Origin of the sequence: Frigoribacterium sp. UYMn621, from assembly GCF_040549525.1 — a bacterium.
In the GTDB taxonomy this organism is placed as follows: Bacteria; Actinomycetota; Actinomycetes; order Actinomycetales; family Microbacteriaceae; genus Lacisediminihabitans.
The window spans coordinates 660217-678578 of record NZ_JBEPTM010000001.1 but is presented as its reverse complement, the minus strand read 5'-3'; the positions used below and the strand labels follow the sequence as shown (position 1 = coordinate 678578).

The following is an 18362-nucleotide window of genomic DNA, read 5'->3' as shown; positions in this document are numbered from 1 at the left end:
CCGTGAGTATATCCAGCCCTGAATTCCCTCTCGACCGGTCCGCCCGTATCTACGTGGCCGGCCATCGGGGTCTCTCCGGATCGGCAATCTGGCGCAGGCTGGAAGCCTCCGGATTCACCGATCTCGTCGGGGCATCCTCGGCCGACCTGGACCTGCGCGACCGCGCTCGAGTCTTCGAATACTTCGAGGAGAAACGCCCTGAGGTCGTAATCGACGCGGCCGCCCGAGTCGGCGGCATCCTGGCGAATGACACCTACCCCGCCGATTTCCTGAGTGACAACCTGCAGATCCAACTCAATATCATGGATGCCGCGAATTCCGTCGGGGTGGACCGCCTTCTGTTCCTTGGCTCGTCGTGTATCTATCCGAAATTCGCCCTGCAGCCCATCAGGGAGTCCTCGCTTCTCACGGGCGAACTCGAGTCGACTAACGATGCGTATGCGATCGCGAAGATCGCGGGAATCATGCAGGTCCAGTCGTACCGGCGCCAGTATGGACGTCACTGGATCTCGGCGATGCCGACCAACCTTTACGGGCCAGGAGACAATTTCCACCCGCGCAATTCGCACGTTCTTCCTTCGCTCATCCGCAGGCTGGATGAAGCTCGCCGAGACGACGCGCCCGAGGTGGTCGTCTGGGGAACGGGCACTCCTCGTCGCGAGTTCCTGCATGTGGACGACCTCGCGGCTGCGGCCCTCTTCCTTCTTGAGAACTACGACTCACCGGACACCATCAATGTGGGCGTCGGAACCGACCTGTCGATTCGGCAACTCGCGGAACTAGTCGCCCGCACAGTCGGATTCACCGGCATCCTCGTGCAAGATCTGACCAAACCGGATGGTACCCCCCAGAAACTCCTCGACGTGAGTCGGCTATCAGAGTTGGGATGGAACTCGTCGATCGACCTTGCGGATGGCATCGCGAGCACCTTCCAGTGGTACTTGGACAACCACGAGCACCTCCGCGCAAAGTAGATCGTCAGCCGAAGTCGACGGGCGACGGCCGTTTCGCGAAAGCCAGCGAGAATCCGTGAATCACCAAGCCGGCTACAGGACCGATAAGCAACGCCACGACAGTTCGTGTCGTCAGGTCCACGGGCAACTCGAGCGACAGGACTGTGATGACGGCGGCGGCCACCCAGCCCGCGGTGTAGCCGAAATGCTGGCCGCGAGCGAGCACCGCCGGGGCGCTGATGAAAAGCGCTGCGACCAAAGCCGATGAGATGACCAGCACAGCGATATACCAGCCTTGCAGCGCGACCTGGCCGCGGAACAACAGGCTGAAGACCGCCGGTCCGATGAGCCAGCCGATGATGGCGAGCACGAAGCCGCCGCCGAGAACCATCGCCTGCAGCCTGAGGAACGTTCGCCAGAAGTCGCGAGGCCGAGACCGGAACGTCACAATGAAGTAGCTCTGGAGGGACATCGCGACGACGATCAGTGGCGCCCGCGCGAGCGTAATCGACAGGATGAGGGTTCCCACGAGTGCACGCGGCTCGCCGGGTGCAGTGATCCCGATGAGGAACGGCAGACCGCTCACCATCGCGCTCGCGGCCGCTGCCGCCAACGTGGTGCGCGCCACGTTCCAGGTGAGTCGACCGTAGCCGACATCGAGTTCGGAGCGTCCGACGATCGACTGGCGGATAAAGAGCCAAAGAACGACGAGCGCACCAGGGAATGGGATGGCCGCCGCCCAGGCGAGCGCCACGATGTCGTGGGTGAGTGCCAGCACGATCCCGATTCCGGCAAGGCGAAGAAGCGAATCGACCACGATCATCAGGGCGATAGGCACCCACTGTGCGACCCCATAGAACGACCCCGCCAGAACCGCAACGAAGACGTAGGACCCAGCACCGACCGCGAGCGGCCCGACGAGTGCCCACCCCTCGATCGGGAAGATTGCCGACACCCAGGCCGGTGCCGAACCGAGTATCACAATCAGCACGATCGCCGAAACGAGAACGGCGAAAACCGCCGCCCGCGCCGGCGCGTGATGCCGTGATCCACCGCCGACGTCCACGGCAACCGCGTGTGTGGCGCGAGTGACTTCCTGCTGGACTCCCGAAAGGGTCCCGACCAGCAGGTAGAGGAACGACCAGAAGACCGCGAAGAGCGCGTAGCGCGCGAGCCCGATCTGGTTGGGAACGAGCCAGGTGACCAGATAGGAGGTGACGCCAGCGACGCCGGTGGCAACGATGATGAGCGAGACCCCGGAAAGTCGTAGACCACTGCGTTGCGGCGGTCCAGGTGCAGTCACACATCCGAGTCTAAGCGGGGGCGTCGGAGGTCCCCGTGCGCGAATTGCTCGTTGGTAGGATCGCACCATGTCGCCCCTTCTCGAGCAGACGTTGGTGGTCATGCCGGCATTCAACGAAGAAGCCTCCGTCGGCGCAGTCGTCAGAGAAGTCTTCGAGACCCTGCCAGGAGTGACCATTCTCGTGGTCGACGACGGTTCGACGGATGCGACATCCGAGCGGGCGCAGACTGCCGGCGCGCTCGTCGCCACCCTCCCCTTCAACCTCGGCGTCGGGGGCGCGATGCGCACGGGCTTCAAGTACGCGCAGGCGAATGGATTCAACAATGTCGTACAGATCGATTCGGACGGACAGCACGATCCATCGAGTGTTCCCCGCATGCTGGCCGAACTCCAAGCCGCAGACCTCGTGATCGGTGCCCGGTTCGCCGGCGAAGGAGACTACGCGGTCGGCGGTCCACGACAGTGGGCCATGAAGTTCCTCGCTGTGGTGCTGAGCAAGACGGCTGGAACCCGGCTGACAGATACGACGTCGGGATTTCGCGCAAGTGGTCCGAAGTGTGTCGCACTCTTCGCCGATCACTATCCCGCCGAGTATCTCGGTGACACCATCGAAGCGCTTGTCATCGCGGCGAGGTTCGGTTGCGTAATCCGTCAGGTGCCCGTGTCAATGAGAGTGCGCTCTGGCGGTGTGCCTTCCCACAATCCGTTCCGCGCGGCCGCCTACCTCGGTCGGGTGGGCATCGCACTCGTGTTCGCGCTCGCGCGGCCATCGTCGACTCTTCAGGGAACCTGATCCAATGAGCCTCGTCTCCTACATTTTTGGAATCGCGTCAGCGACTCTCGCCCTCATCGTGGTGATCGAGCTGCTGCGGAGAAGGAGCCTCCGGGAACGCCACGCGATCTGGTGGCTCGTTGCCGGCACGCTCGCCCTTGTCGTGGGGATCTTCCCTGCGACGCTCCAGTGGGCTGCTTCGCTGATCGGCATAGAGGTTCCGCTCAATCTCGTCTTCTTCGTCAGCATCGCCGTCCTGTTCCTCGTGTCCCTGCAGCACAGTTCAGAACTCACCCGCGTCGAATCGAAAGTGCGGACCCTCGCTGAACTCGTCTCGCTCCAGGATCTGCGCATCCGCCAGCTCGAAGAGACTGCGTCGCGCGACGCCGACGGCTGAGGGACATTCAGCTCTCGACCAGTACCTGTCGAGGTCGGTCGCGGACGGCCGTCTCCCGACCATTGGGTAGTCTTGATGCGAACTCTTACCCCTTCCCGGACCGTGCGCGCCCCGTTTCAAAGGATTCCAGTGCCAGAAAACTTCCCCAATGACGTAGTCGTAATCGGCGGAGGAGGTCATGTCGGATTGCCTCTCGCAATCGCCCTCGCTGACCGCGGATCGAAAGTCGTCGTCTATGACCTGAGTTCGAAGGCGGTCGACACGATCAACTCGGGCAAGATCCCGTTCAGCGAACCCGGCGCTGAGGCAGTACTCAATCGGGTCATCGCCGCCGGTCGATTCTCCGCCTCGACAGACGCTTCGGTCGTCGGCTCCGCCCGCAATGTGGTGGTTGTCATCGGCACGCCCGTGGATGAGCACCTCAATCCCGACCCCAACGCCATTCCAGCCGCGCTCGGCGGCTGTAGCGAATACTTCCAGGACGGTCAGCTCCTCGTTCTCAGGAGCACTGTTTATCCCGGCGTCACCGCTCTCGTCGAAAAGATGGTCGCTGCCCTCGGCGTCGACGTGCCGGTCGCATTCTGCCCTGAGCGCATCGCCGAGCACAAAGCGATGGAAGAGCTCTTCACGTTGCCTCAGATCGTTTCGAGCCGGTCAGCAACGGGCAGGCAGCGAGCCGCGGAGCTCTTCGGCACCCTTACGGACACGATCGTGCACCTCGAGCCCGAAGAAGCCGAACTCGCCAAGCTATTCACCAATACCTGGCGCTATATCAAGTTCGCTGCGGCGAACCAGTTCTACATGATGGCGAACGACAGGGGCCTCGATTTCGAAAAGATCCGTAAGGGGCTCACTCAGGACTACCCGCGGGCAAAGGACTTGCCCGGGGCGGGTTTTGCTGCCGGGCCGTGCCTGTTCAAGGACACAATGCAGCTCGCGGCTTTCAGCGACAACAAGTTCAGCCTCGGCCACTCTGCAATGCTCGTCAACGAGGGATTGCCGCTGTACCTCGTAAGCCAGCTCGAGAAGCGATTCGACCTTTCTGAGCTGACTGTCGGAATCCTCGGGATGTCGTTCAAAGCCGGCTCTGATGACATCCGGTCCAGCTTGTCGTACAAGCTCCGCCGGGTGCTCAAGTTCAAAGCGAAAGCGGTGATCGGTACGGACCCCTACGTCTCAGACGAGATCGACGACACGCTTTTGCCGTTGGAGGATGTCTTGAAGAAGGCAGACCTGTTGATCATCGCGACTCCGCATGACGAATATCGCGCACTGGCCACCGACAAGCCGATTGCCGACGTGTGGAACATCCAGGGCGCTGGAGTGGTGGTGTGACCGCCTCTCCTCGGGTTTCGATAGTCATACCCGCCTATAACGAGGGTGAAGGCATCCTTGCGAGCCTCGACCGCATCTTCGAAGCGGTATCTCTGCCAGCCGAAGTGCTCGTAGTAGTCGACACCCCGGAAGACACGACGCTCCCGGTGGTTGCCGCGTACGAGAAGAAGGAGCCCCGCCTTCGCCACATGATCAATACGTACGGGCGAGGGCCTGCGCAAGCCATTCGATTCGGAATCGACAGTTCGACTGCTCCCACGGTGGTCGTCACCATGTCGGATGGCTGCGATGACCCGCGACAGATCGACGATCTCGTCCGGTTGGTTGAGCGCGGCGTCGTCGTCGCAGCGGCATCGCGCTATATGGCCGGCGGGCAGCAGGTCGGCGGTCCGCGCTTCAAGCGATTCCTCTCGCGATCCGCGGGCACCTCGCTCCAGGTGCTCACGAATGCGGGCACCCGCGATGCCACCAATTCGTTCAAGGCATACAGCAGGGCATTCGTGCAGTCCGTCGGCATCGACAGTCGAGACGGTTTCGAAATCGGTCTGGAGCTGACGGCGAAGGCTCGACGCCTTCGACTCCCGGTGGCGGAGATACCCACGATCTGGCTCGATCGCGCATTCGGAGAGTCGAATTTCAAGCTCACCACATGGATTCCGAAATATCTGCGCTGGTATAGATTCGCTTTTGGCCCTCAACTGACCGTCGCCCAGCTCACCGAGCGAGCGACCGGCGGTAAGGGCCTCGCCCCTCAGCCGCACAACGATAAAGGAAATTCGGCCCCATGAAAAAAGTAGTTGTCACCGGCTCAGCGGGATTCATCGGCGGATACATCGTCGAAGAACTTCTCTCCAAGGGGTACCAGGTCGTGGGAGTCGACAACTTCTCCAAGTACGGCCCGGTCACGAAGTCGTACGACAGCAACCCCAACTACGAGCTCGTCGTCGGCGATGTGCAGGATGTCGAGCTCATGACCCGTCTGCTCTCGGACGCGGACCACTTCATCGCCGGCGCAGCGCTCATCGGCGGAATCTCCTACTTCCATACGTACGCGTACGACCTTCTCGCGCAGAACGAGCGCATCATCGCTTCATCTGTCGACGCGGCGATCGCGGCGAAGAAAGCGGGAGGGCGCCTGGAGAAGGTGACCTACATGTCGTCTTCTATGGTCTTCGAGTCCACCGACCGCTGGCCGAGCAAGGAGGGTGACGAGCGGATCGTGCCGCCGCCGCTGTCGTCGTACGGATTCCAGAAGCTCGCGGTCGAGTACTTCGCCATTGCCGCCTGGGACCAGTACAAGCTTCCCTATACGATCCTGCGCCCGTTCAACTGCGTGGGAATCGGCGAGCGGCGCGCACTCGGTGACGTGGAGATCCATTCCGGAAATGTTGCACTGGCAATGAGCCACGTGGTGCCCGACCTCGTGCAGAAGATCCTGAAGGGACAGGACCCCCTTCACATCCTTGGAGGCGGCGACCAGGTTCGTCATTACACCTACGGCGGCGACCTTGCGCGCGGCATCGTGCTGAGCCTCGAACATCCGGCTGCCCTCAACAACGACTTCAACATCTCTACTGCCGACGGCCACACGGTCACCGAACTCGCCGGCATCATCTGGGAGAAGATTAAGGGACCCGGAGTTCCGCTGCACCTCGTGCACGATGATGGCTTCGAACACGACGTTCAGAAGCGCATTCCGGATGTCTCGAAGGCCAAGGACCTCCTCGACTTCGAGGCGACGACACGGCTCGAGGACATGCTCGACGAGGTCATCCCGTGGATTCAAAATGCCATTGCAGAAGGCACCATCTAACGGCGATCATCCTCCGTGTCTAATTCGCTAACAGCGACGAGCCGCCCGGGACCCGTGGGTTTCGTGCGTGATGTCGCTAACCGACCTGGATTCTGGCATCTCGCCAGTCTCCTGGTCGGCCTTGCGCTGATCCTGTTCCTTCAGCGGAAGCAATGGTTTTTCTTCGACGAATGGGCATTCATCAAGTTCGATGGACTTGACGTTTTCGCGCCGCACGTAGGCCATTGGAGCACCAGCCCCATCCTCGTTTATGAGGCCCTGATCAAGCTCGTAGGTTTGAACAGCTATTTCCCTTATGCGCTACTCGTCACCATTTTTCATCTAGCGACAGCTCACCTCATCTGGCGGGTCATCCTCCGTTCCGGCGCAAACCCCTGGCTCACCACCGCAGCGACGTTTTTATTCATCGTCTTGGGCGCCGGTGCCGAAAACATCCTGTGGGCGTTCCAGATTGGATTCATCGGGGGTCTCGGATTTGGACTGTTGGCGTTTTATCTCGCGAGCTCGGCCAAAATCTCCCGACCGCGCTTCGTGGCCGTCGTCGCCATCTCAGTCTTCAGCCTCACTTGGTCGGGAACCGCGCTTCCCCTGTTCGTAGTCACCTCACTGATTTTGTGGCGCCGAACCGGCTGGCGTCGGGCCGCAATCCACTTCGGTATCACTGCCGGGGTCTATCTGGTCTGGTACATTACCAGCGCGCTGGGGAACCCGGGGAACCCGAGTCCCGGGCCGCTCTCGGCAAACAAGTTCTTACTGGACATTCCTGCTTTTCTCTCCAATCTTTTCGGACCCGGATTCCAGACGGTGTTTCCGATCCTCGGGCTGGGCACCGAAATTCTCGTCGCCGTGGGGGTTTGGGCTGTGTACCACCTCGTCGTCCGCCGCCGCGTGCCGCTGGGAGGGGAACCAGCTTTCCTCCTCGCCCTGGCTGGTCTCATTTTTGCAGGATTATCCGCTTACACCCGGTCTGCATTCCCTGCAACAGGATCGTCCTCTCGCTACGTGTACACGATCACGCTACTTTTTCTCCCGATCCTGGTTCTCGCCCTCAGCCAGTGGGTCGGCGCGCGTCGCTGGGCTATGACAGCCGCGGTCATACTCATCTTGCTGGTCAGTGCGTCCCAGGCAGCCGTGTTGCGTCAAGCCGCCGGCCAGCAAGCTCAGATCGAACTAGGATCGAAACGAGTCATTTCCGCGGCTCTTCACCTCTACATCACGAATCCCGGAGCGATCTCGCTCGTTTCTGTTCCCGATCCGCGATGGGCACCCGACTTGACGATGCGTGAGCTGGTCGGGCTCTACAAGGAGCACGCCATCACGGTGCAACTCTTCGACCGAAACGACCTCCGCCGCGCCGAGACGAACCTCGGCTACAAAGGCTGACCCCGACCGTCAGGCCGATATTGATGCGTCAGGCTGGCTGCAGAAGATCGCGCGCGACATCGAGCCACCCGCGGCTGTATAGCGCGTAACGCCCTCTTGCCGCCTCGCGCAACACGGGTCGGATCCGGCCAACGTACGAAGTCGGGAGGTCTGCTCTCACTTGCTGGTGGGCGACCTTCTCACGGGTCCGGATGACCACGCGAGGGTCCACGGCATCCCCGAGGTCTTCCAAACGGTCCAGAAGCACACTCGCACGGTCGAGGAGATATTCGTTGCGGCCAAGCCTGGGTTCGCGGAGTCTGCCGAATTTTGCGCGCAGGCCGAGCTTCTCCGCGCCGATCTGATTGCTTCCATGCTGCCTGTAATCGGTGAGCTGCTGCGCAAGCACGCCGATCTCGCCGGTTGCCGCCGCTATCATCGCAAGCCACTCGTCGTGCACCCACGGCGCAGGGAACGGTGCGGCGAGATCGAAAAGGCGGCGTCGGATCACCGCGGTCGCTCCCGTGACGAGATTGCGGCGAAACAGCTCATCCAGTGCGTGGCCGCTATTGATCGAGGCGATGTCGCTCTCCCGGATTTCCAAAGCGGCGAAGAGCGTCAGACCAAGCGGAGCGCCCCCTGCGTCGACGAGCCGGGCATCTCCCGATACGAGCAGCAGCTCAGGACCTTCGGCAAACCGTTCGAGAACTGCCTCGAGCCGACCGGGATGCCAGACGTCGTCCTGGTCACTGAGTGCGATGAAATCACCCGTTGTAGTTCTAATCGCTTGCTCGAAATTGCGCGCGACCCCTAGCGGTTCGGCATTCTCGACAACGACGAAGCGGATGGCAGGGTCTGCTGTCGCCGCGAACTCTCGGACGAGTTGCGCGGTGCCGTCGCCAGAAGCGTCATCCGATATGACTATCTCTCCGGGCGGAACCGTTTGCTCCACGATGGAGCGGAGTTGCTCGGCGATGAATGCGCTCCCGTTGTGGGTGCAAAGCGCAACCGAGACCCCCGTGGTCACGACCGGGTGCGCTTCAGCCTGGTCGACACCTTGCGGAGAACAGTGCGCGGTCCGCTGGTGCGCAGGTAGTAAACCGCCAGTTTGACGTCATGGCGGAGTCCGGACACACGCACACGCTGGCGCGTGCGTACGCGGACGCGCCCGGAGCCGTGTTCGTATTCGCTGTTGTCCCCGGCGTGGTGAGGATCAGCAACGAAGGCGACGAGCGGCGCAAGAGCCTGCTCCCAGAAGTAACGTCCACGTATGCGACGGATGTTCCGCTTCGATGCCTCGATGAACTTCACGTCGAAGAGCACGCGCTCGAGTGCTGCGGCGAGAGCGTCGACATCACCTGCTTCGACCACTATTCCGAGTTTCTCGGCCTCGATCAGCTCGGCGAAGTGGTCGCCGGCGGTCACCACCATCGGGAGCTCGGCCCACAGGTAGTCGAGGATTCGGGTGCGAAAAGAGAAGGTCGTCTCGATGTGCGAATGGTGGGTGCTCACGCCAGCATCCGCCTCGGTGAGGTAGTTCTGGCGGTCGCTGTAGTCCACCCACGACGCGTTGAAGAAGACTGCCTTGTCGAGCACTCCCAATTCGGCGGCGAGGGAGCGGGATTCGGCGACAATTTCCATCTCGGGAACGCCGGGGTGTGGATGCTTTGTGCCCTGGAAGAACAGTCGCACATTGTCGTGACTCTGGGACACCTGCGCGACGGCCCGGATGAGAGTCTGCGGATCGAACCAGTTGTAGAGGCCCCCGCTCCACAGCAGAACCTTGTCTTGAACGCCGATCCCTGGAAGGACCCCCTTGAGCACATCGCGCTCGTGTCGGGGCGGCACCGAGGACAGACCGAAGGGAGCGATTCCGATCAGGCCGTTGAGATCCGGATCACCGTCGTAGTTCGACGGGTTGATTCGACCGAGGGAGGCCAGCTGCCCGAGCCAGAACATGCGCTGGCGGTCTGACGCCGCGAGGAAGAAGTCACCCCGCCGCATCTGCTCGTTGAGCACGCCTGTCGCGTCGCTCACCTGGCGGTTCCACTGTTCCGGCGGGAGTTCGCGCCCCTGCTCGAGCTGTTCGAGGTGCATCGGGTCGTAGATGTCCACGACGAGAATCTTGCGAGAGGTTCGGAGGGCATCGAAGACCGCCATTGCGTGACCCTGGAAAATGATCACATCGGCCCACTCCTCGAGTTTGTCGAAGGCACGGTTATTGCCGGGCGCGACGTGCACGAGGCCGAAGGGTGCGTCGAGTTGCTCGACGCCGGTGAGCGACACGATCTTCACGTCATGGTCGTGTGCGAGCAGCTGCGCCATGTTCCAGGCACGGATGGCAGGACCAGCGAGCTTTCGTCCGATCGGGTCGCCGGTGATGATGAGCACTCGTGTCGAGGCCGGAGGCTCCGACACATCGAAAGTGGTGACGATGTGCTCGTAGCCACGCAGGTAGTCGTCTTGCTGGTAGACCGGAGCGTCTGCGTACCCGAACAGCCGCCAGATCTGGCTCTCCGAGACGCTGCGGGTGGCCTGGATCTTTGCGCGGGAGTCGGCGAGACTGGGCAACTGCTCGACGAACTGGTCGATGCTGAAGAGGGCTGCGACCGCCTGTTTGGAGATATCGACGGACTTCTCCGCATCGCCGCCGGGCTTTCGCAGGTCGAAGGAGGTCGAGTCGACGGCACCACGAGAGATGTTTCGACGCACCGAGAGCATCATGGCGGCGGGCAACGCCTGGTCGACGGTCTCCTCGCCGATGTTCTTGTACAGGGTGAAGAGCGCATTCCGTTCGAGGAGGTAGGTCTCCTTGTACGAGCCGAATCCCTCCATCGAGGCATGATGCTTGTGATATGCAAGCGAAGCGGGTTCGTAGACGAACCTCCACCCTTGCAGGTTGAGACGCCACCCGAGGTCGACATCTTCGAAGAACATGAAAAACCGCTCGTCGAAGCCTTCCAGAGCGTCATAGACCGAACGGCGGACGAACATGGCCGAGCCCGTTCCGAATAACACATCATGTGCGACATCCGCTTTCGAGGGCACTGGCTCAGCAGTGAGCGGCTTGTAGCCCATGCCATACCACGTCATGGCGGAGCCGATGTAGTCGACGAGCTTGCCGTCCCAGTCAAGAACCCTGCTCGCGACCGCTCCGATTCGCGGCGACTCCTCGAACTTTGCCACAGCGGCGCGTACCCAGCTCCTGTCGGGCTTGGCATCGTTGTTGAGAAGAGCGATGTACTCGCCGCTCGACGCCTTCACCCCAATATTGCACCCGCCCGCAAAGCCCTCGTTCGTCGTGGAGACGACGAGATTGATATGCGGAGCGGCGGCACGGAGTCGCTCGGCGCTGTCGTCGCCGGAGCCGTTTTCGACAACAACGATCTCCAGCTTTTCCTGGGGCCAGTCGAGCAGCCCGAGCTGCCTTATCGCTTCAATGGTGTCGGAGGCGCCCCGAAAATTCACGAGGACAACGGAGACGACACCAGGTCGCAGCTTAGGCATGCAGATCTTTCTCACGGGAGCAGAGGGCGTAGAAAGTCTACCAAGGCCCTCTTTTGGCAACGCTCCACGTCGCGGGCGCTGCTATCGACTCGCTAGTGGGCCAGAAGGGAAGCGGGTACCTCGTGTAGCGCGGCCGCGACCTGCGCAACCTGCGCATCGGTCATCCACGGCCCCATCGGCAGGCTCGTGACCTGTCGGGACAACGCCTCGGCAACCGGGAATGACCGCGACAACGAGTCCTCCGACATGAGCGTCCGCATCGGCGCGAGCTCGTGGACTGAGTACGGATAGTGCACGTCTGTAGTCACTCCATGATCAGACAGGAAGGCCTGGAGTTCTGGCCTGACCTCCGCTCGAAGGACGAAGTGATGCCAGACGCTGGCCGCTACATCTGCGGGTCCGACGACTCCCGCGGCACGATCGGGCCCGAGGGCGGCGAGATAGCTCGATGCGATTGAGCGACGGCGTTCTGTCCATCCATCGAGTTTCACCAGGTGCTGGGAGAGGAATGCGGCCTGCAATGGGTCCAGCCGGGAGTTCCAGCCGGTGTCCACGTGGTCGTACTTGGAAGCGCCCTGGCCGTAGGAACGCCTGCTCGATACGCGACGAGCGATCTCCGGGTCGGACGTGGTGACGGCACCGGCGTCTCCGAGTGCTCCGAGATTCTTCGTCGGATAGAAAGAGAATGCTGCGGCATGCCCCGCGGATCCGGTCATCCCGGCCGTCGACATCGCGCCGTGGCTCTGGGCTGCGTCCTCGACGACGACGAGACCGTGGGCGTCAGCCACCGCGCGTACCGCCCGCAGATCGGCAGCCTGCCCGTACAGGTGCACGGCGATGATCGCTTTTGTGCGTGGGGTGATAGCTCGCTCGATGTCCGATGCGTCTATGTTCGCCGACGATCCGCACACTTCGACCGGAACCGGGGTGGCTCCTGTCTGAGTAACTCCGAGCCAGGTGGCGTAGAAAGTAAAAGCCGGAACGATGACCTCGTCGCCGTCTCCGATGTCGTAGGCCTCGAGAATGAGGCGAATAGCGTCGAGCCCGTTGCCGGTGCCGACGCAATGCTCGGCGCCGACGAACTTCGCGAACTCGGTCTCGAAACGGCCAGTGAGCGCCCCGCCGATGAAGTACCCGGAGTCGATAACTTCGTCGAGCGCGAGATGCAGTGCCTCTCGCTCGGGCCGGATTGCCTGGCCGAGGTCGAAGAACGGAACGATCTTCGTCACTTCTGGCTCCAGGACACGAACTCCTCATAGTCGCGGATGTAGTCGGTCGGGTCGTACTCTTCGGACGCGAAGACCAGGGCGGCGGCTCCACTGGAGAAATTGCTCAGCGTTCTCCAGTAGCCCGGCGGCACGCGCAGGCCTTTGTCCGGGCTGTGTAAGTCGTAGCTGGTCTTTTCCGTACCGTTGTCGAGCTCGACTACGAAGCTCCCCGATACGGCGATGATGAGCTGATTGAGCGCCTTGTGAGCGTGGGATCCACGCACAGCGTCTGCCGGAACGCCATAGAGGAAGTAGACGCGCTTGATTGGAAAGGGAAACGGGAGATCCTTCTCGACGACACCGAGCGCGCCGAGGTGATCTCTCACTGCTGGGATATCGACGAGGCCCGGGGTATCCCAATTAGTCATGGCAAAACTGTAACAGTGCGGGCTCTCGGCCCCGGCAACCAGCCACGCAGGGAGCCAGCCTCTAAGATGTTCGGTGCCGAGTGACTCCGGTCGTCGCTTTAAGGTGAGGTAGGGAAGCCTGTGAACTCTCGATTCATCAACCTTCTTACCAAAGGTCGAGTCCGCAAGCCTCTGCCGCTGGTGAGCGTCGAGGCCGAGCTCACATGTCTCTCGGCGCTGAGGGTCGAACTTGCGAGCTCCTACCCGCACATCCGCACGGATCAGCTACTGGCGATCGCCACTGAACACGGCCTCGACCGATTTCCGATCGGATTCCTCGTCGCGGGGTCGATCCGCGGCGGCGGCGCGGATAGCGCCCGAAGCGCGCTCGATCGCGTGCGCGGAACCTCGAATGGCACCCCCGTCACTGTGCATCCGTTGTTCTCCCAAGCGTTCTATGCCCTGGCGAACCCGGATGTCGCAAGCGCTGGCATAGTTCCGTGGCTGCATTATCAGGTTCATGGCCGAGCCGAGGGCCGAGCGCCACATCCGCTTATTGACACAGAGTTTCTCGCTGCCTGGATGCCAGGGGTGCCTCGCAAGAATGTCGTCGACCACTACCTCACTGATTCGGATGATTGGCTCGCTGACCCCGGCCCCTACGTAGACTGCCGCAAGTTCATGGTCGACGGCCCGTGGGACGGCGTGACGAATCCGCTGCTACAGATCGTCGCCGGGCACCTCGTCTCTAGCTGGGTTCACGCCCGCCTTCAGCTCGTCGACACCGACTCACAGTCGCAGCAGGTCGCGAGGCTCACCGGGGGTGCATTTCTGCTCGGCACCACCGGCGCTCGCTCTCGACTCGCGTCTATCGAGACTTGGGCAGTGCTCGAGGCCTCCAAAGAGCCGACAAAAGCATCGATGTTCACGGTGGTGCCAGGATCATTCCTCGGCGCCGACAAGCGCGTGCTCTGGTCGAGGCCCAGTCTGGTGCTCAGCCCCGACTCCACGATTGTGCGGCTGCCGACGGAAATTCTCAGCCTCCGTGCCGGTGAGACCACGAAGGCGGTGCGACTGCTCAATCTGGAAGGGGATTTCGAGCATTCGCGGCTTGCCGCCCTGGTGTCGGCGCTTCCGCCGGGTTCGGCGATTGCGCCATACACCTTCGCGCAGGAGGAGTCCCTCGTCGATATCGTCGCCAACTCCGGAATCGACGGCCTGCACATACTTCCTTTCGGTCGACAGGTGCGTGTCGAGAGCGCCGAGGTCCTTCGTGAATATCCACCCGCAGCGCGCAGCTACGACGCCTGGCAACCCGGGCCGAGCGAGGATGGCGCCCGCTCGGCTTTCGTTTTCACCGACGACGAGCTCGCCTTTCGGCTCGTCGACGCCGGGGTAAAGCAGATGATTGCGGCCGGCGCGCTCGTCTGTGTCGTCGGAGCCTCCGGGCTCACTCCATGGCTCCCCGCCCTGAAGTCCCGGGACCAAATAATCTGTCGCGAGCCGCTCGCAGGGCTCGTCGCAACCTTCCTCTCCGTCGAAATCAGAGTGTTCGGCGACAACCACGCGGAGAAATTCTGATGAGTGCACCGCGCTCGGCGGCGATCATCGCCACCTTCAACCAAGACGGTTTCATCGCGGAAGCCGTGGAGAGCATTGCGGACCAGGTCGACGAGGTCATCGTGATCGACGACTGTTCGAGCGACAACACCCCGCTGGTGATGGCAGGGCTCGACATCCCTCACCTTGTCTCGATTCGAAATGATATCCAGCAGGGTGTCTCGCGGTCGTACAACATCGCTGTTGCACGTTCCACGGCTGACATTCTCGTGATCCAGGGCGGCGACGACCGCTCGCTTCCCGGGCGTGTGCCTGCCCAGCTGGCCGCCTTCGACGACCCCGCTGTCTCACTCGTTTACAGTCTTCCCTACGTGATCAGTGCAACCGGCCGCCGTTTGCCCGACGAGCTGGCGGCAGAGTTCCTCATCGGGCGGGATGCGGCCGACCCGCTCGCGTTCCTCTTCTTCGAGGCGAATTTCATCTGTGCGCCTTCGGCTGCGGTGCGGCGGGCCGACTATGTTCGGTTCGGTGGATTCCGCGCCGGGCTCGATCTCCTGCAGGACTACGCGCTCTGGCTGGACCTCGCCGCAAGCGGAAGTTTCGTGTCGCTGGCCGATCCCGTCGTCGAGTACCGAAAACACAGCTCGAACCTGTCCCGGGAGTATGTCGGAATCGACGGTCCGAAACAGCGTCGCCTCGTGGCGGAGCGGGAGTCGATTCGCACCCGGTTTGTGGAGACGGCATCGGCCGAAACACTCACTCGTCTGGCATCCGCCCGCGATCTCGACCTCGACCGTTTCGGTGCGTTGAGGCACGATGAACAAGTCGCCCTCATCGAGCTCGCCCATTCCGACAAACTCGTCCTCAGGCGCGGCTTGGCATACTTGTTCGGGGCAGCGGGCGAATCCGACGGCGAGAACCGCCTCGCGCGGTTGGGCCTGGACCTCTCGGCCCTCGGTCGGCTGTCGCTCGCGGCCGACCATGAGAATCTCGACGAGGTGGGCCGGGCGCTAGCCACCGCCGGTTCAATCGATCGTTTAGCCGCACGCAGACCAAGGGAATGACCGCAATGCCCATAGATCCGACTGCGTCCATCGATCCCCGGGCACGTCTGGGCGACGGTGTGACGATCTGGGCGGGAACCCACGTCCGCGAGTTCGCGATCATCGGCGCGCGCACATCCATCGGCCAATATGCCTATGTCGGGCCTGGGACGACCATCGGCCGCGATTGCAAGATCCAAAACGCAGCGCTGCTCTATGAACCGGCCGTCATCGGCGATGGTGTGTTCATCGGGCCGCGAGTCGTCTTCACTAACGATCGCCATCCTCGGGCCATTACCCCAGGCGGAGTGCACAAGGGCGCAGAGGACTGGGATGCCGTCGGCGTCACGGTCGAATACGGCGCGGCCATTGGCGCTGGTGCCATCTGCGTCGCCCCGGTTCGCATCGGAGAATGGGCGACGGTCGCTGCCGGGGCCGTCGTGACGACCGACGTGCCCGACTATGCCGTCGTCGGAGGAGTACCCGCGCGACGGCTCGGCTGGGTAGGTCGGTCGGGACTTCCACTTCGCAAGGAAGGCACGGACTGGGTGTGTCCCACAACCGCGGAGCGCTACCACGAAACCGAGAACGGCACCCGACTCGTGCGACTTCACCCATGAGCTCGTTCACCTCGCAGACTCGTGCCTATCGAGCATTCGAGAAGAAGTTCATCGAAGCTGTTCATGCTTTCGCTCTGGAATACGACGAGCGCTACCTCGAGTTCGCCGCGCAGCTGCTCGCCTCGATCAGCGCCGAGACCCATGACCAGCATGTGATCTCGCCCGTGCGCACCGTTTCCCTCACGGGCTGGATGCTCTCGAACAGCGGTTTCCGAATCCGGTCGAGGCGGCTCCGAGCGCTCAACCCCGACTACACGATTCATGTCAAGCGATACCGGCGACCGGAGATCGACAAGCGGGACCAGCGGCCGACCCCCGCGGGTTTCATCATCAATGCGAGAAGTGCTGTCGAGTCGCCGCTCTTTGATTTCCGCGTTAGCGACTCGTCAGGCCGGACCTACCTTCTGCCGACCTCCAACTCGGACGCGGCCTTCCAGGCCAGCTTTTATCCGCACCTGATCGACGATGACGGCCAACAGTCTCCCGATCAGCCGCTCGGATATCTCGACTCGATCCGTCAGTCGCCCTGGCCGATCGACGGCGATCGATCAACCTGGCTCGGCGTTCTTGCCCACCGGGTGCCGACGGAGTTGCTGACCGTCGTCGACGCACCGCAGGGGGAGCCCTGGCGCGAGACTTTCGCCGATCTCCTCGGGGTGTTCTCTTCGGAGGCCCGCTGGGCCGATCGCTTCAATTTGACCGGCCGGGGAGCTGCAGGGCGTTTTCACTCCGATTTTCGATTGGTACGAGTTGATCGCCCTCCAGCGCTGATCGAGGAGAAGTCGGGAGATGGCGTTGCTCTTCCCGTATTCGACGAGTCGCGGCGCATTCACCGAGCCGTGCCGGGACCGGTCAATTTGAGAATCCCCTCTACCGACTGGTTGCGGCTCGAGAACGCCTCGGTACAGGATGGCGGAACCGTCCTTGTGGGCGAATCTCTCGTGCTCTACGAATCGGCGTCTGATCCCCAAAACGATTTCGTTGCGGGACAGTGGGACTCGGTGTTCGGCTCCCAAGCCCATCCCGAGGCTGCGCTCGTAAACCTCAAGGAGCTGGCGGGCGACATCATCCCCGAAGGAATCCTGCTGGCCGGACGAAGTGACGCTAACTGGTATCACTGGCTGATCGAGTACCTGCCTCGCGTGTTGATGATTGATCCGGAGATCTCGCCAGACATCCCCCTCCTAATCACGCCTCGAACTCCAGCATCGGGCCTTGCAGCACTTCGAGCGATCACCGATCGTCCTCTCGTCTCCATCGATCCCGGTCGGCTTCAACGTGTCGAAACGCTCCATGTGGTCGCTCCGCCGGTCCAGGTTCTGGATACCACTCGGGTGCCCTGGAGCGAGGGGCTCAGCCTCAACCCGGAGCCACTTCGTCTTCTGCGCTCAGCCTGGGGTCTCACCAACGAGCCGATCATCGGGGGTCGCAAAATCTTCCTCAGCCGTAAGTCCGCTCACCGCGGCCTGCTCAACGAGGCGGAACTCGTGGATCTCGCGGTCGCGAACGGGCTCGAGATCGTCGAGCCAGGAACCATGACGTTCGAAGACCAACTCGAGTTGTTCTCCTCCTCGTCCCTGGTCGCCGGAGCGAGCGGGGCAGTAATGGCAAACTACTTGATGATGAGCAGGGGCTCCAGGGTGATCGCCCTGACTTCTGAAGCGCTCACCGAATTCGTGCTCCCCGCAGCAATCGCCGCGGTCGCTGGCGTTGGTTTCACGTATGTCTCCGGGCCGACCAACGTGACACTCTCTGAAAGTAAGACGCGGAACGACTGGATGCACTCGGACTTCTCGATCGAGCCCGCAACGTTCTCCGCAGCTCTGACAGATCATTAAGCATCTGTAGGCGGGCCTCGCCCGAAGCGTGGTGGGCAGTTCACAACGCAGCCCGACGGTCAGTTCTTCGTTGCGGCCTGGCCGCCGGGATACATCGAGACACCTTGCGAAACGGCGAGTCAAATGAGTTTTCCACCACTATCCTCGATCAAGGCAAGTCTCAGGATCCTTGATATCAGGTCAAAGCCGGGACAGTCGCGTATCGGCCGGTGGGGAGATGACGGAGCGATGGCAATTTCGGCTA

General features: G+C 62.1%; 16 protein-coding genes. 11 read left to right on the top strand and 5 right to left on the bottom strand.

Going from position 1 to position 18362, the window contains the following annotated elements; translation table 11 throughout:
* Positions 1-2 precede the first annotated feature (2 nt).
* A complete protein-coding gene (locus tag ABIB54_RS03540) occupies positions 3-974 on the top strand; it encodes a GDP-L-fucose synthase family protein (protein ID WP_502917047.1) in 972 nt (323 codons plus the stop codon).
* Positions 975-978: 4 nt separating this feature from the next.
* Here the strand turns inward: ABIB54_RS03540 and ABIB54_RS03535 are convergent, their stop codons facing one another.
* Positions 979-2256, bottom strand: coding sequence for a hypothetical protein (locus tag ABIB54_RS03535; RefSeq protein ID WP_354574132.1), 1278 nt, complete (start codon positions 2254-2256; stop codon positions 979-981).
* 67 nt (positions 2257-2323) lie between these two features.
* On the opposite strand from ABIB54_RS03535, the gene ABIB54_RS03530 reads away from it, so the two are divergent.
* The 6 genes from ABIB54_RS03530 (at position 2324) to ABIB54_RS03505 (ending at position 7956) form a co-directional block, all read left to right on the top strand.
* Positions 2324-3049, top strand: a complete 726-nt coding sequence (locus ABIB54_RS03530; protein ID WP_354574131.1) for a glycosyltransferase family 2 protein — start codon at positions 2324-2326, stop codon at positions 3047-3049.
* A 4-nt stretch (positions 3050-3053) separates the two neighbouring features.
* Positions 3054-3425, top strand: coding sequence for a DUF2304 family protein (locus tag ABIB54_RS03525; protein WP_354574130.1), 372 nt, complete (start codon positions 3054-3056; stop codon positions 3423-3425).
* Positions 3426-3554: 129 nt separating this feature from the next.
* Positions 3555-4760: a nucleotide sugar dehydrogenase gene (locus ABIB54_RS03520; RefSeq protein WP_354574129.1), complete on the top strand. Its 1206-nt coding sequence runs from the start codon at positions 3555-3557 to the stop codon at positions 4758-4760.
* On the top strand, positions 4757-5548 hold the full coding sequence (locus ABIB54_RS03515; protein ID WP_354574128.1) for a glycosyltransferase: 792 nt from the start codon (positions 4757-4759) through the stop codon (positions 5546-5548). Before ABIB54_RS03520 ends, ABIB54_RS03515 begins: the two co-directional genes overlap by 4 nt.
* Positions 5545-6573, top strand: coding sequence for an NAD-dependent epimerase/dehydratase family protein (locus tag ABIB54_RS03510; RefSeq protein WP_354574127.1), 1029 nt, complete (start codon positions 5545-5547; stop codon positions 6571-6573). The genes ABIB54_RS03515 and ABIB54_RS03510 overlap by 4 nt, the downstream gene beginning before the upstream one ends.
* Before the next feature lie 63 nt (positions 6574-6636).
* Positions 6637-7956 carry a hypothetical protein gene (locus ABIB54_RS03505; RefSeq protein ID WP_354574126.1) on the top strand — a complete coding sequence of 440 codons (1320 nt, stop codon included), beginning with the start codon at positions 6637-6639 and terminating at the stop codon, positions 7954-7956.
* A gap of 28 nt (positions 7957-7984) precedes the next feature.
* Here the strand turns inward: ABIB54_RS03505 and ABIB54_RS03500 are convergent, their stop codons facing one another.
* From ABIB54_RS03500 to ABIB54_RS03485, 4 genes are all read right to left on the bottom strand, one after another.
* Entirely contained in the window at positions 7985-8962 is a 978-nt protein-coding gene (locus ABIB54_RS03500; protein ID WP_354574125.1) for a glycosyltransferase family 2 protein, read from the bottom strand.
* Positions 8959-11442, bottom strand: a complete 2484-nt coding sequence (locus ABIB54_RS03495) for a glycosyltransferase (protein WP_354574124.1) — start codon at positions 11440-11442, stop codon at positions 8959-8961. Before ABIB54_RS03495 ends, ABIB54_RS03500 begins: the two co-directional genes overlap by 4 nt.
* 92 nt (positions 11443-11534) lie before the next feature.
* A complete protein-coding gene (locus ABIB54_RS03490; protein ID WP_354574123.1) occupies positions 11535-12671 on the bottom strand; it encodes a DegT/DnrJ/EryC1/StrS family aminotransferase in 1137 nt (378 codons plus the stop codon).
* Complete coding sequence (locus ABIB54_RS03485; protein WP_354574122.1) at positions 12668-13078, bottom strand: sugar 3,4-ketoisomerase; 411 nt, start codon at positions 13076-13078, stop codon at positions 12668-12670. Before ABIB54_RS03485 ends, ABIB54_RS03490 begins: the two co-directional genes overlap by 4 nt.
* 120 nt (positions 13079-13198) lie before the next feature.
* On the opposite strand from ABIB54_RS03485, the gene ABIB54_RS03480 reads away from it, so the two are divergent.
* The 4 genes from ABIB54_RS03480 to ABIB54_RS03465 are packed head-to-tail and all read left to right on the top strand — an operon-like array spanning position 13199 to position 18118.
* Entirely contained in the window at positions 13199-14638 is a 1440-nt protein-coding gene (locus ABIB54_RS03480; protein WP_354574121.1) for a hypothetical protein, read from the top strand.
* Positions 14638-15681 carry a glycosyltransferase family 2 protein gene (locus ABIB54_RS03475; RefSeq protein ID WP_354574120.1) on the top strand — a complete coding sequence of 348 codons (1044 nt, stop codon included), beginning with the start codon at positions 14638-14640 and terminating at the stop codon, positions 15679-15681. Before ABIB54_RS03480 ends, ABIB54_RS03475 begins: the two co-directional genes overlap by 1 nt.
* Positions 15678-16280, top strand: coding sequence for an acyltransferase (locus tag ABIB54_RS03470; protein WP_354574119.1), 603 nt, complete (start codon positions 15678-15680; stop codon positions 16278-16280). Before ABIB54_RS03475 ends, ABIB54_RS03470 begins: the two co-directional genes overlap by 4 nt.
* Entirely contained in the window at positions 16277-18118 is a 1842-nt protein-coding gene (locus ABIB54_RS03465; RefSeq protein ID WP_354574118.1) for a glycosyltransferase family 61 protein, read from the top strand. The genes ABIB54_RS03470 and ABIB54_RS03465 overlap by 4 nt, the downstream gene beginning before the upstream one ends.
* The last annotated feature ends 244 nt before the right edge of the window (positions 18119-18362 follow it).

Coding starts and splice junctions, on each gene's coding strand:
- ABIB54_RS03510 (WP_354574127.1), top strand. CDS start 5,545: ATGAAAAAAGTAGTTGTCACCGGCTCAGCGGGATTCATCGGCGGATAC.
- ABIB54_RS03530 (WP_354574131.1), top strand. CDS start 2,324: ATGTCGCCCCTTCTCGAGCAGACGTTGGTGGTCATGCCGGCATTCAAC.
- ABIB54_RS03465 (WP_354574118.1), top strand. CDS start 16,277: ATGAGCTCGTTCACCTCGCAGACTCGTGCCTATCGAGCATTCGAGAAG.
- ABIB54_RS03485 (WP_354574122.1), bottom strand. CDS start 13,078: ATGACTAATTGGGATACCCCGGGCCTCGTCGATATCCCAGCAGTGAGA.
- ABIB54_RS03525 (WP_354574130.1), top strand. CDS start 3,054: ATGAGCCTCGTCTCCTACATTTTTGGAATCGCGTCAGCGACTCTCGCC.
- ABIB54_RS03495 (WP_354574124.1), bottom strand. CDS start 11,442: ATGCCTAAGCTGCGACCTGGTGTCGTCTCCGTTGTCCTCGTGAATTTT.
- ABIB54_RS03470 (WP_354574119.1), top strand. CDS start 15,678: ATGACCGCAATGCCCATAGATCCGACTGCGTCCATCGATCCCCGGGCA.
- ABIB54_RS03475 (WP_354574120.1), top strand. CDS start 14,638: ATGAGTGCACCGCGCTCGGCGGCGATCATCGCCACCTTCAACCAAGAC.